The following is a 13,727-nucleotide window of genomic DNA, read 5'->3' on the forward strand; positions in this document are numbered from 1 at the left end:
GTTTTTCCACATAGCTCAACGTTTCCACATAGCTCAATAGAGCCCTGCCACGGGCCTGCGTGCCCGGTTAGCGTGGCAGTATGCCAGCGACCCCGAACGCAGCCCAAGGCCCCACTCCTGCCGGGCCTTCATCGATTCCGCGCAGTAGATTCCTCGCGCCGAATGGGACAGCACGCATTAACACGGCGCGCACCCGACGTCTACAGGCTGTTCCTTACAGGGCTGGCGGGCATCTGGGTGCTCCCGCGGGACAAGCCGGGCACCGCAGCTTCGGTAGCTGGCTGAGCCGCAACCGCCGCCTCGTGGTGGCACTCCTGCTGTGCGTGGCGGTCGGGATCGCTGTCCATCAACTTACGCCGGCTTCGGAACAGCGGGCCACGGTCCTGGCCGCCGCGCGGGATCTTCCGGCCGGTTTGAGTTTGACGGATTCCGACCTTAAACCCCTGGAAGTCCTTCCTGATGGAGTTCCAGCCGGGGCACTCACCTCCAGCACTGGATACGGCGGGAGACAGCTTGCGTCGCCCCTGCAGAAGGGGCAGATCCCCACAGACGCCCAGCTTCTGGGACCGGGCCTGCTGACGGGCACCGCACCTGCGACAGCGGCCGTTCCACTACGCATGGCCGATCCCGCATCAATTCAGCTGGTCTCGCCCGGCCAGTTGGTCAACGTTGTGCTCACTGCGGAAGGCGGACTTGAGGACCCGGGCAAGAAATCCGAACTCTTGGCAGCCGCGGTCCCGGTATTGTGGACGTCCGCGCAGGGAGGCAAAGCCAGCCAATGGTTGGGCACGAACGACGCGGACGGCCTGGTGGTTGTCGCTGCCAATCCCCATCAGGCCGAAATCCTGGCCGGAGCTTCCACGCGCGGGAAACTGTTCTTTGTCCTCGTCAATCCCTCTGACAACCGGTGATTCGAGACCGCCGCCGGATGGTCGCGACCATGATGGAACGTTCAGCCCCAGTGGGGCGGCCTTTGCTCCTTGAGCCAGGCGTCGTGGTCGTAGCCGGGTTCATCACCCCAACGGCGTGGATCATCTTCCGAGGCCCTCTTGGGCAGAATGCCTTCTCCTGCCGGCTTCGGCTCCGGTGCGGGCTTCAATGCTGTTTTCTCCTGCTCGTCCAACTCGGTGTCGGCGTCTTCCGCATCGGCACTGGTGTCCGCAGGGGGCTTGGATTGGGTGCTTTTGCTTTCCGCCATTGCGCTTCCTTAGGGGATGGCCGGTCCCGAGCCGGTGTCTTAGGTACGGCCGTGCTTGGCCGCGGCCGTCTCCGCGGGACTGTCCAGTTCCAATTGTTCAACATCGACGTCCAGGAATCCATCCTGGACGGCACCATACGAGGGCGCTACGGGCTTCTCGAGTCCAAGATAGGACCCGATGCGGTCAGCGCAGGACGAGGGATCCGTGAATACTTCGATGGTCCACAGGGACATGTAGCGCCAGCCGAGGCGCTCCAGGAGCTGGGGCCGGAGCCTACTGCGCTCCCTGACGCTCATGCGGCGGTATCGTTCCGTGCCATCCGATTCAATCGCCACCGGAGTGGGCAATTCGGTGTCGTCACGGCCTATGGTGTGCACGGGATCGGCCGCCGCGGCGATGTCCAAGGCTCCGTCATAGTGATGCCACACCCGGGCCCCCCGGGCACGGAGTCGCTCGCCCAGATCCGCCACCAGCGGATCCTCACCGAGCGCTTGCTCGCTGGCCGCGGCTCTTGTGGCCGGCGTTCCCAGATCCGAGTTCCCCGACAGTTCACGATCGAGGAGTTCATGGAAATCAACCGCGCCGTGAGCCAACCTGTCCAGGTCGAGGTCCTCCGGACGGAAGCAGCTCAGGACGTGCAACGATCTCCGGGAGCGGGTCATTGCCAAGGCAAATTTGTTTCGTCCGCCTTCGACGGACAGCGGCCCGAAACTGTGCAACGCCCGGCCATGCGGAGTGCGTCCGAAGCCCAGGGAGAAGATGATGTGGTCTCGGACCAGTCCTTGTGCGCGCTCCAAGTCCACCACGCGGAAGGACTCAGCGCCGGCGTTGAAGAAACCCGACAACAGCGGATAGTTGGGAAGCTGGAGCCGTATGGCTTCGCCGATCCTTGCGGCATGCCGCAGGCTTGCGGTAACTACGGCGAGCGAGGTCCTTGGCCGGAGACTGGCGTGTTCAAACACCAGATCGACCACGCGGTTCACTTCGGCCGCGACCGATTCAACACCTTCGTGATCGGCTCCTGGCAGGCCGGTACCATCCGGGATGTACTCAACCACTACCGAGCGGTCCAGCCCGGTGACAGATTGGCCGTCCGGCAGTCGACGCAGGCCGCCGTCGTAGTAGTTCTTGCTCAGCTGCAGCACGAGGTCTTCATCAACTGCGCGATACACCCAGTTCAACTGCCACGTGGGCAAGACCCGGGCCAAAGCACTAAATGCACTGTCAACTGTGTCTTGGCTCGCGACACCCGCCATGGGAGGCTCCACGGCAACGCTGAAGGTGCGGGCATTGGCGATCTTAGCGTCACCAAAGGCAACCACTTGGTGGGCTCGGGCGATGGCCGGCAGCACGGCCTGCAAGGAGGTGCTCTCGGCATCAAGAATCACCACGGCATCGAATTTCTGCTCTGCAGGCAGGAGGCTGGTCAGCAGGTACGGACTGATGGACCACACGGGAACCAGCCGGGCCACAAGGGCAGGCGCCTGGGCGCTGAGCGCCGAGAGGGTAACGCGGCCGTCCTTGATCAGGTTCCGCAGGAGTTCCGATTGACGGGGATGTTCAGCGATTCCGGCCCGCCACATTTCGGCGAGTCTCCACCGCAGCCGGGCGGCTCCGCTGGCGATGTGCGCGTGGTCCGCCAGGCGGTACTCGGCTTCGAGGCGGCGAAGGGAATCGCCGTCGGACATCGCGAGGTAGTCGTCGCCGCTGATCATCGCTTCCAGGGCGGACTGCCACCAGGCAAGGTCCAGTTCCGCGGCAACGGATTCGGCAGGGACTTCGCGTTCCGCCAAGTCCGCGAGAAGCTCGCCGAGTCCATGCTCGCGCATGTTCTCAACCAGAAGCGTGCGCTCCGGGAGCGTTTCCAATGTCCCGGTGTCGGCGACGAGGCGCTCAAGACGCTCCACGAGATCTTCGTAGCGGGTCGCGTGGAGGTCACCGCCGCCGGCCGTGTGCTTGAGGCAATCGCCCAGACGGCTGAGATCCCGGTCCAGTTCGCGGTAACTGGCGCCCAAGTCCGCGAGTCCGGATGGCACCGCAGGATGGCGTTGGGTGGTCGCGTACTCTGCCCACAGTGCCCGCTGTTCCTGAACGAGCGCCAAGGAGCTGTGAAGGTCCGCAATGTGGACACCGGGCCGGACATACTCCTTTGCCACGCGACGCAAGCGGGAGCGTTGCATCGAGGGCATCTCGACCCCCCGCTCACGTCGCCAAGCGGAGGTGGCGGTAGCCGAAATCAGGTCGTGGACTGGCCGGTCGAAAATATCCGGGGTGAACTTGTCCAGGCTCTCCCGTACCGCCATCAGGAGCTCAAGCTGGGCGCCCCATTCGGCGAAGTTCGCCCCAAGCCGGATTTCGGAGTGCTCCGCGACCTGGTTCATCGTTTCCCGCAACCGGGGAAGTTGTTCCGCGGCACTACTGGCCAGCTGCTGGGCCTCCTCGGTCTCCTTGCGAGTGACCAGGCGTGCTCCGTACCAGGGGCTCGACGTCGACGCCCGGCTGAAGCTGCCAAGCTCGGCAGCGCGCCGCAGTCTTTCAGCGAGCTCACCCCGGTCTTTGATATTGTCCAGCACGCTGCGCTTCAAGCGCACCGTCGTGGCGGGGGCAGGCTGGATGGAGGTCAGCTCTGCGAGCGACTGCATTGCCTGATAGGGCGAGCATCCCCAGCGCTGGCGTACGTTGTGCAAAGACGCGACATGGTCCATGAGGGCATGGCGGTGCTCGGTCAGGGTCTTGTGGAGATTCGCAAGTTGCGGTTCCAGCGACTTTTCGTTGCGGATGATCGCGCTGACCAGCTGACTCTTGAGCTGCTGGGGCGTGGCACCGTTGCCCGGCCTGAACAGCATCGATTCAAGGCCCAGGGCTTCAAAATGAGCCGCAAGGCCGTTGAGGCTCGCTCGCCTGTCGCCCACGACAAGTACCGATTTGCCCTCGTTGACGAGGGCGCCGATGGCGTTGATGGCCGTCTGGGTCTGACCGCTGCCTGGCGGGCTGCTGACCACCAGCGAATCGCCCGCCCGGACGGCATCCACGACGTACTGCTGATCCGAATCCGCATCCAGGAGCAGCGATTCTTCGGCGGGGTCGCGCTCGTCGAGGTTCGGGAACCGCCCGGACTTGATGGGCTCGGGTTCCACGTCCCCGCCGTTGGCGGCTTCAAACAGCGAGGCGACGACGCTGCTGTTCTCGTTGATCCAAGGGTCTTCCAGGTTCCCGGACAGATCCGCCAACGTCGTGATGAGGAGATTCGGGGTTACCTCGGCACCGGGGATCGGTTGCACAAGTGTGGCAAGACGGTCGAGGACAGGCAGGGGGTCGAGGCGCGCAGTGTTGTATGCCATACGGCTCACTGCGTTGACGTCAAAGACAATTCCATGGACGGACTTCAAATGCCGGACCAACGCGGGGTTGATGCCCGCTTGCTCGGTGAGTTGCAGCTCGTAGTCATCTTCACCCGGTCGGGCGGTAAGCGAGATGGCGGCCAACATGACCGGTGCGGAGACGCGTTGGGGTTTTCCTCCGACCGCAGACGTCCACACGACCGTGCCGCAGGACAGATAACCGGCGTCGATCCCCCGGTCGTTTCCCAATTCGAAAATCTTCGAGCGAAGGTTCCTGGCGGCACGCGCGGCAACGAGATACTGCTGGCGGTCCCGGATCAGGGTGGAAAGCCGGGTTCGACGGCCGGCGAGGAGCTGTGCCAGGCCTGAGGGATGGCCGTTGCTAAGGTCTATCGACCCTTCCGGAGTCTTGACGAAGCGCAGCATGGTGTCCGCGCCAGTCACGGGCTTGAGCCCGGACAGCCATTTCCGGAGCTCTACGGAGCTCTCTTCGTGGCTTTGACCTACTGACACCGCTGCCTTCTTTTCTGTTCTAGCTCGAGACGACTTGGACCAAATCGGCATACTTTCGAGGGTAGCGGGAATCAACCGGCAGTCCGCACCGCAACACTGGTCGAAAGGCAAATTACCCCTGATTTCAGGGGAAATACAAAGTGACCGGCCTCTGGAGCAGAGACCGGTCACTCAGAATGCTATTCCCACTCGATGGTTCCCGGCGGTTTGCTGGTGACATCAAGTACCACGCGGTTGACCCCGTCAACCTCGTTGGTGATCCTGTTGGAGATCCTGGCGAGGAGGTCGTAAGGGAGCCTCGACCAGTCGGCAGTCATGGCGTCCTCGGAGGAAACGGGACGCAGCACGATGGGGTGTCCGTAGGTGCGGCCGTCGCCCTGCACGCCAACGCTGCGGACGTCGGCCAGCAGTACCACGGGCATCTGCCAGACGTCGTTGTCGAGTCCGGCCGCAGTGAGTTCGGCCCGCGCGATGGCGTCCGCCTTGCGAAGCAGGTCGAGCCGTTCCTTGTTCACGTCGCCGACAATGCGGATACCCAGGCCGGGTCCGGGGAATGGCTGGCGTCCGACGATTTCCTGCGGCAAGCCGAGCTGCGCGCCCACGGCACGAACTTCGTCCTTGAACAGGGCGCGGAGCGGTTCAACGAGTTCGAACTGCAAGTCCTCGGGCAGGCCGCCCACGTTGTGGTGGCTCTTGATGTTCGCGGCACCTTCGCCGCCGCCGGATTCGACGACGTCCGGGTACAGGGTGCCCTGCACGAGGAACTTGATGCTCTCGCCTTCGGACGCAGCCTGGGCGATGATGGCCCGTTCTGCTTCCTCAAATGCACGAATGAATTCGCGGCCGATGATCTTGCGCTTGGTCTCGGGATCGCTGACCCCGGCCAGTGCGGACAGGAATCGCTCCTGCTCGTTTGCGACGTAAAGTTTGACGCCGGTTGCGGCAACGAAGTCACGCTCGACCTGTTCGGCTTCGCCTTCGCGCAGCAAGCCATGGTCCACGAATACACAGGTCAGCTGATCGCCCACGGCGCGCTGCACGAGGGCTGCGGCTACGGCCGAGTCGACGCCGCCGGAGAGGCCGCAGATGACCTTGGAGTCGCCGATCTGCCGGCGGATCCGGTCCACTTGCTCTTCGAGGATGTTGCCGGTAGTCCAGTTCGGCTTCAGGCCGGCTCCGTTGAACAGGAAGTTCTCCAGGACCTGCTGGCCGTGGACGGAGTGCTTTACCTCCGGGTGCCACTGCACACCGTAGAGATGCTTCTCTTCGTTGGCGAAAGCAGCTACCGGTGCGCCCGCGGTGGTCGCCAGGACTTCGAAGCCTTCAGGAGCCTCATGAACGGAGTCTCCGTGGCTCATCCAGGTGTTCTGGGAGTCCGGAACGCCCGCAAGGATGGAGCGGGCTTCACCGACAGTGGTGGCCTCGGTGGCGCCGTACTCCCGCAAACCGGTCTGCGCGACCTTGCCGCCGAGAGCGTTGGCCATGGCCTGGAAGCCGTAGCAAATACCGAAGACCGGCACGCCGGCTTCGAAGAGGTCCGCGCCAACCCTCGGGGCACCCTCGGCATAAACGCTTGAAGGTCCGCCTGAGAGGATGATCGCTGCCGGGTTCTTGGCCAGAAGCTGCTCGGTGGTGAAAGTGTGCGGAACAATTTCCGAGTACACATTCGCTTCACGGACGCGGCGGGCAATCAGCTGCGCGTACTGGGCACCGTAGTCAACAACCAGCACCGGCTTCTGGGAAGTCTGAGCTTCAGAACTGAAGGGTGCGGTGGGAGTAGTCACCGTAACAGCCTACTTTGCCGGGATGCCCCGGTGCATCTTGAAGCCGGTCGTGAAGCCGGGAATCAGCCCACAAACCGTCCCGACGTTAGCGATCTCACAATGTCCGCAGGGGCGGGCCCGTCAGTAGCGCTTGGATGCCTGCGGATTCGCAGCGAGTTCCATCTCTACCTCCGCGTGGAATTTCTTCTCCACAATGAAGGACATGAGAGGGACAACGCCACCCAAGGCGAGCAGGATGAGCTTCATGAACGGCCAACGCATGAGCGACCACAAGCGGAAGTCCGAGATCAGGTACAGCACGTACATCCAGCCGTGGACGATCAGGACGGCGACGGAGACGTTGACTCCGCCAAGGACCGCCTTGGACTCGGCGTCTGCGAATCCGAAACCGAAGGGCTGACCGGTGATTGCGTTGGTACCGCCGGCGAAGAGATACACGCCGAACACATAGCGTGCAACGAGTTCGGCGCACAGGAGCAGCAGCATGGTGCCGGTGAGGTAGGCCATGACTTTGTAGAACTTCAGGGCCGAGCGGATCTGGGCCGTGGTTCCGCCGAAGCGGCGCTTCTTGGCCGCGGTTGGCTTGGCGGCGGATTCTCCGGACTGTTCGGGCTGGATGGCCGGTTTGGGCTCAATCATGGCTTTACCTGTTCTGGCTTGGTAATTGCTGGCAAATCGTCTGACGGGAATTCGTCGTCGGGCTCTTCCTCTTCTTCTTCTTCTTCTTCGAGGGTGCGCCGGTAGTCATCGGCCACCATGCGCCACCAGATGTAGAGGGCGAATCCTGCAAAGACCACCCATTCCACGGAGTAGAAAAGGTTGAGCCAGTTGATCTGTTGGTTGGGGGGTTGGGCCGGGATGTTCAAGGGCTTCAGCTGCGCCGGAAGTGCGAGGGTCTTGCCCGCCGATACTTCCGACGTCGCGGCGACGAAGCCGGGATAGCTCGAGACTTCCCACGTGTTGATGAGTTCCGCGACCGAAACCGCAGACGCGCGGCCCGCTCCGGCGTCGACATTTGGCACCGGTGCCTCGGACGGCAGAAGCCGTCCGGTCAATTCAATAGTGCCCGACGGCGGGGGCCCGGCCTGGGCGGGATCGGCGACCCAGCCGCGGGCCACGGGGATCCAGGTCTTCGCAGATGCGCCGGCGCCGTGCAGGACGGGGGCGCCGTCGACCGCAAACGCGTTCACTACCCAGTACCCTTTTTGCCCCGCCAACAGCCGGCCCTCCACAAGGACCTGTTTGGTGGGGTCGTAGCTTCCCTTGGCGCTGACCATTTGGTCCGACGCGGAACCCGGGAAGAACGTTCCAGGCTGCAATTCCGCGGTAAGCGGCTTGACCTGCTCCACCGCGGGGTCGTCAACTGGGACGTCGCTCTGGGTGGATCTGCCGAACTGCCACTGGCTGAGCAGCACAAACACCCCGGAGAGCAGGAGCGCGAAGACAAGTCCTGCGATCCAGCGGGGCTTCAGAGCGGTTTTCAACACCCCTTAACCGTACTTCGTCAAGCTGTAGAACAGCTAAACGAGGGGTCCCTTCCCCCCAGAGTGGGGCAGCAGGGCCTGCCCCTTCCTAGAGTGGGGCAGCAAGGTCCCTACGTGGCGCGGAACGCGACACGAAAGGGCCTGCCCCAATCTTTAGTGGTCGAAGAACACCAGGCTGGAGTTGATCAGTTCGGCGATGACTTCCGGGTCGTGGGCGCGCCGGAGGGATTCCCTGAACGATTCCTTGGACAGCGAGCGGGCCAAGGTCGCGAGAACTTCCAAGTGGTCCGAGAATGAACTGGCGGGCGTAGCGATGAGCAGGACCAGCGTGGCCGGTCCGTCGCTGGCGCCGAAGTCCAATGAGTGTCCGAACTTCGTGACACCAACAGCGATGGAAACCCGGGAAACAAACTCGCTGCGGGCATGCGGGAGGCCAATGCCGCCCGGTAGCCCGGTGGCAAGTTGGTGTTCGCGGGAGTTGACGACTTCGAGGAAGCCCTCAAGGTCCGTAATGCGCCCGGCGGCGTAGAGCCTTTCCGCGAGCTGCCCCGCGGCATCAGTTTTGTCGACCGCTTCCATCTCGAGGATGACGGTCTCCGGCGTCGTCAGTTCGGCATCATACGGGTCCAGTGGTTCCGCCAAGTCGTTTTCCCTCCAGTGTGCCCAGCCAACCCAGGCCGCTCAGCGGAGGGGAACGATGTCATCGACGCCCATGCGCGCAGCATCGGCCGATTCGTCGTCGGGCTGCTGTTGGCTGAGCCGTTCAGCTTCCACCCGGGCCAGGTAGTGCTTGATTTCGCTTTCCCGCTGCGCGTCGCTCCAGCCAAGAATTTCTCCCATCAGCTTAGCGACAACGGGGACAGCGGAAACACCTCTGTCCCATGACTCGATCGAGATGCGGGTGCGTCGGGTCAGGACATCATGGACATGCCGTGCACCCTCGTGGGTCGCCGCATAGACGACCTCTGCCGCCAAATAGTCGTCGGCGCCAGGCAGTGGCTCGGCCATGGCCGGGTTGTCCTTGATGATGGCCAGGACTTCCGGGGTCATGGATCCGTAGCGGTTCAGCAAGTGCTCCACCCTGGCCACGTGGACCCCGGCCTCATCGGCGGTTCTTGCCCGCCGGTTCCATGCAGCTTTGAATCCCTCGGCGCCCAGGAGCGGGATGGTATCGGTGCAGCTCGAGGGCACGCGCTCGTCCATGGCCCTGGTTGCTTCGTCCACCGCGTCCTTCGCCATGACCCGGTACGTGGTGAACTTTCCACCCGCGACCACCACCAAGCCTGGAACGGGGTGCGCCACCACGTGTTCGCGTGAAAGCTTGGCCGTGGAGTCGCTCTCCCCCGCCAGCAGCGGACGGAGGCCCGCGTACACGCCCTCGACATCCTCGCGGGTCAAAGGTCGTTTCAAGACACGGTTGACGTGTTCAAGAACATAGTCGATGTCCTTCGTGGACGCGGCAGGATGCGCTTTGTCCAGCTTCCAGTCGGTGTCCGTTGTGCCGATGATCCAGTGCCGCCCCCAGGGGATGACGAACAGCACGGATTTTTCGGTCCTCAGGATCAACCCGACCGTGGACTGGAAGCGGTCGCGCGGCACCACAAGGTGTATGCCTTTGGATGCACGGACCTTGAGCTGGCCGCGATCCGTCACCATGGCCTGGGTCTCGTCTGTCCAGACTCCCGTGGCATTGACCACTTGCTTGGCGCGGACTTCGATGATGCTGCCGTCTTCCTGGTTTTCCACCTTCGCGCCCACTACGCGTTCGCCCTCGCGCACGAACGACACCACGCGCATCCTGTTCACGGCATGCGCTCCGTAATGTGCCGCTGTGCGGACGACGTTGACCACCAGCCTGGCGTCGTCAACCTGTGCATCGTAGTAGCGGATGGAGCCGACAAAGGCATCGCTCTTGAGGCTGGGTGCGGCCCTCAGTGTTCCGCGCCGGAAGAGGTGCTTGTGCATGGGGACACCGCGGCTGTGGCCGGAGGTCAGGCCAAGCGTGTCGTAGAGGAAGATGCCGGCACCAACGTAGGGCCGCTCCCAAAAACGTCGGGTGAGCGGGTACAGGAACGGGACCGGACGGACAAGGTGTGGTGCGATCTGTTGGATCAGCAGTCCGCGTTCCTGGAGAGCTTCCTGAACCAGCGCGAAGTCCAGCATTTCCAAGTAACGCAACCCGCCGTGAATCAGCTTCGAGGACCTTGACGAGGTACCCGAAGCCCAGTCCCGGGCCTCGACGATGCCCACGGACAAGCCGCGGGTCACCGCGTCCAAAGCCGCGCCTGCCCCGACCACGCCTCCCCCGACAATAAGGATGTCGAGTTCCTTGCCAGGCTCGGTGGTTCCCTTGAGGACTTCGATGGATCTGGCACGCGCCTCCGGACTCAATGCACCGCTTGATGCATCATCCCTTTGCGAACCATCTGCAACACTGCTCATTGGACGCCTCCCATCGCACAAAGCCCGTAGTTCCCCACACTACTTCTTGTCCAGCGGCTTGGGCAGGGTTTACGGGCGACCGCTAAAGCGGTCCGGGCGGGAGCTACTGGCCCGAGTAAGGCGAGACGACGACGTCGACCCGCTGGAACTCCTTCAGGTCCGAATAGCCGGTGGTCGCCATGGAGCGGCGAAGCGCGCCGATCAGGTTGGACGTGCCGTTGGTGTGGTGGCCAGGGCCGAAAAGTACTTCTTCGAGGGGACCGACAGTGCCGACGTTGACCCTGTCGCCGCGGGGCAGCTCAAGGTGGTGGGCTTCCTGGCCCCAGTGCCAGCCCTTGCCCGGGGCTTCTTCCGCGCGGGCCAAAGCGCTGCCGAGCATGACGGCGTCGGCGCCCATGGCGATGGCTTTGACGATGTCACCCGAAGTACCCATTCCGCCGTCGGCGATCACGTGCACGTAGCGCCCACCGGACTCATCCATGTAATCGCGCCGGGCAGCAGCGACGTCGGAAATGGCGGAAGCCATGGGCGAATGGATGCCGAGTGCACGGCGCGTGGTGGTGGTTGCGCCGCCGCCGAAGCCCACCAGGACACCGGCCGCGCCGGTACGCATGAGGTGCAAGGCCGGGGTGTAGCCAGCGGCTCCGCCGACGATCACCGGAACGTCGAGTTCGTAGATGAACTGTTTGAGGTTCAGCGGCTCGTGGTTCTTGGAGACGTGTTCGGCCGAAACCGTGGTTCCCCGGATGACAAAAATGTCGACGCCGGCGGCTACCACGGTCTTGTAGTGCTCCTGGGTGCGCTGCGGCGTCAGCGAACCGGCCACCGTCACGCCGGAGGCACGGATTTCCGCGAGCCTGGTGGTGATCAGTTCGGGCTGGATGGGGGCCTTGTAGAGCTCCTGCATGCGTCGTGTGACCGCTGGGCTGGCCGTTTCATCCGCAAGGGCAGAGATCTCGTCCAGCACGGACTGGGGGTCCTCGTACCGCGTCCACAAGCCCTCAAGGTCCAGCACGCCCAGACCGCCCAGCCGGCCAAGGGCGATGGCCGTTTCGGGCGACATAGCAGAGTCCATGGGTGCGGCGATCACTGGCATCTCGAACTTGTAGGCATCAATCTGCCATGAGACGGAAACGTCCTTGGGGTCGCGCGTCCGGCGGTTGGGGACGATCGCGATGTCATCCAGGGAGTAGGCACGACGCCCACGCTTGCCACGGCCAATCTCAATCTCATAAGTCACTGCTCTAGGTTATCCCAGTGCGACGCGATGTACCGGCAGGGTGACGTACAGCATGACCGCGGGCTTGCCGCGGAAATAGGCGAGCCCGCCACCTTCATGATGAAGGTGGCGGGCTCGCCTGAAACTGCCTATGACAGGAATTACGCCTAGCGGGAACCGTAGTTCGGAGCTTCGACGGTCATCTGGATGTCGTGCGGATGGGACTCCTTCAGCCCGGCCGCTGTGATGCGCACAAACTTGCCGCGTGCTTTGAGCTCGGCGATGGTCGGAGCACCCGTGTAGAACATGGTCTGGCGCAGACCGCCGACCAGCTGGTAAGCCACCGAGGAGAGCGGCCCGCGATACGCGACGCGGCCTTCGATGCCCTCCGGGATGAGCTTGTCATCGCCGGAAACGTCCGCCTGGAAGTACCGGTCCTTCGAGTAGGACGTGTTCTTGCCACGGGACTGCATGGCACCGAGGGAACCCATCCCCCGGTAGCTCTTGAACTGCTTGCCGTTCACGAAGATCAGCTCACCCGGCGACTCGTCGCAGCCAGCCAGCAATGAGCCGAGCATGACGGTGTCGGCGCCGGCGACGAGGGCCTTGCCGATATCGCCCGAGTACTGCAGGCCGCCGTCGGCGATCAGCGGAACACCGGCAGGGATAGCCGCCTTCGAGGACTCGTAGATGGCCGTGATCTGGGGGACGCCCACGCCGGCAACGACGCGTGTGGTGCAAATGGAGCCCGGGCCCACGCCCACCTTGATGCCATCGGCACCGGCGTCGATCAGTGCCTGGGCACCTTCACGGGTAGCGGCCTGGCCACCGATGATGTCAACGTGCGCAGCAACAGGATCGGACTTCAGGCGCGTGATCATGTCCAGGACGCCCTGCGAGTGGCCGTTTGCGGTGTCCACGAACAGTGCGTCGACACCTGCGTCGATCAGCGTCATGGCCCGTTCCCAGCCATCGCCGAAGAACCCGATGGCGGCGCCGACGCGAAGACGGCCTTCCTCGTCCTTCGTCGCGAGCGGGTACTGCTCGGCCTTGGTGAAGTCCTTGGTGGTGATCAGGCCCTTGAGGCGTCCCTGCTCGTCAACGAGGGGCAGCTTCTCGATCTTGTTGGTGGCCAGCTTGTGCGAGGCCTCTTCGCGGCTGATGCCGACGTGCCCCGTGATGAGCGGCATCTTGGTCATGACGTCGCTGACCAGCCGCAGAGGGAAGTCGGACTCCGGCACGAAGCGGGTGTCGCGGTTGGTGACAATGCCCAGCAACCGGCCATCGGGGTCGATGACAGGAAGGCCCGAAACCCGGTAGCGCGAACACAGTTCGTCCAGTTCCTGAAGGGTGGCTTCAGGGTGGATGGTCAGCGGGTTGGTGATCATCCCGGACTCGGAGCGCTTGACGCGGTCGACGTGGTCGGCCTGGTCTTCGATGGACAAGTTGCGGTGAATGACGCCAAGACCGCCCTGGCGGGCCATGGCGATGGCCATGCGGGACTCGGTGACGGTGTCCATGGCGGCAGACAGCAGCGGCGTCTGGACCGAAATTCGCTTGGAGATCCGGGAGGAGGTGTCAGCTTCGGACGGAATGACGTTGGTGTGGCCCGGCAGCAGCAGGACGTCGTCATAGGTCAGGCCAACAAAGCCAAAGGGATCGTGTTCGGGCTGGGTCATGAGTGCGCCTCTTACCTTGGTTCTTGGGGGTTGCTCTGGTAGGGGTTGCAGCTGATGACCAGCCCG

Annotated in this window: 10 protein-coding genes; 1 reads left to right on the plus strand and 9 read right to left on the minus strand. The window is 63.5% G+C overall.

Translation table 11 applies throughout. From position 1 onward, the window contains the following. Positions 1-80: 80 nt before the first annotated feature. Entirely contained in the window at positions 81-911 is an 831-nt protein-coding gene (gene cpaB / locus AC1DJW_RS01150) for a Flp pilus assembly protein CpaB (protein ID WP_390278827.1), read from the plus strand. A 41-nt stretch (positions 912-952) separates the two neighbouring features. Here cpaB and AC1DJW_RS01155 read toward each other — a convergent pair whose 3' ends face one another. The 9 genes from AC1DJW_RS01155 to guaB form a co-directional block, all read right to left on the minus strand. Beyond that, positions 953-1,198 carry a hypothetical protein gene (locus tag AC1DJW_RS01155; RefSeq protein WP_390278824.1) on the minus strand — a complete coding sequence of 82 codons (246 nt, stop codon included), beginning with the start codon at positions 1,196-1,198 and terminating at the stop codon, positions 953-955. Positions 1,199-1,237: 39 nt separating this feature from the next. Next, on the minus strand, positions 1,238-5,053 hold the full coding sequence (locus AC1DJW_RS01160; protein WP_476900538.1) for an AAA family ATPase: 3,816 nt from the start codon (positions 5,051-5,053) through the stop codon (positions 1,238-1,240). A gap of 179 nt (positions 5,054-5,232) precedes the next feature. After that, a complete protein-coding gene (gene guaA, locus AC1DJW_RS01165) occupies positions 5,233-6,837 on the minus strand; it encodes a glutamine-hydrolyzing GMP synthase (protein ID WP_284751700.1) in 1,605 nt (534 codons plus the stop codon). A 120-nt stretch (positions 6,838-6,957) separates the two neighbouring features. Further along, positions 6,958-7,476, minus strand: coding sequence for a DUF3817 domain-containing protein (locus AC1DJW_RS01170; protein WP_459341127.1), 519 nt, complete (start codon positions 7,474-7,476; stop codon positions 6,958-6,960). Continuing rightward, the gene (locus AC1DJW_RS01175; protein ID WP_476900539.1) at positions 7,473-8,324 is read right to left on the minus strand and encodes an SURF1 family protein; all 852 of its coding nucleotides are present in this window, start codon (positions 8,322-8,324) and stop codon (positions 7,473-7,475) included. Before AC1DJW_RS01175 ends, AC1DJW_RS01170 begins: the two co-directional genes overlap by 4 nt. Before the next feature lie 150 nt (positions 8,325-8,474). Beyond that, the gene (locus AC1DJW_RS01180; RefSeq protein WP_236812181.1) at positions 8,475-8,963 is read right to left on the minus strand and encodes a PTS sugar transporter subunit IIA; all 489 of its coding nucleotides are present in this window, start codon (positions 8,961-8,963) and stop codon (positions 8,475-8,477) included. Positions 8,964-9,002: 39 nt separating this feature from the next. Further along, positions 9,003-10,763: a glycerol-3-phosphate dehydrogenase/oxidase gene (locus AC1DJW_RS01185; RefSeq protein ID WP_284756248.1), complete on the minus strand. Its 1,761-nt coding sequence runs from the start codon at positions 10,761-10,763 to the stop codon at positions 9,003-9,005. 103 nt (positions 10,764-10,866) lie between these two features. Further along, complete coding sequence (locus tag AC1DJW_RS01190; protein WP_284756250.1) at positions 10,867-12,003, minus strand: GuaB3 family IMP dehydrogenase-related protein; 1,137 nt, start codon at positions 12,001-12,003, stop codon at positions 10,867-10,869. 146 nt (positions 12,004-12,149) lie between these two features. Beyond that, a complete protein-coding gene (guaB, locus tag AC1DJW_RS01195) occupies positions 12,150-13,661 on the minus strand; it encodes an IMP dehydrogenase (protein WP_184740509.1) in 1,512 nt (503 codons plus the stop codon). Positions 13,662-13,727 lie beyond the last annotated feature (66 nt).

It is taken from the genome of Arthrobacter sp. 05L417 (genome assembly GCF_056397865.1).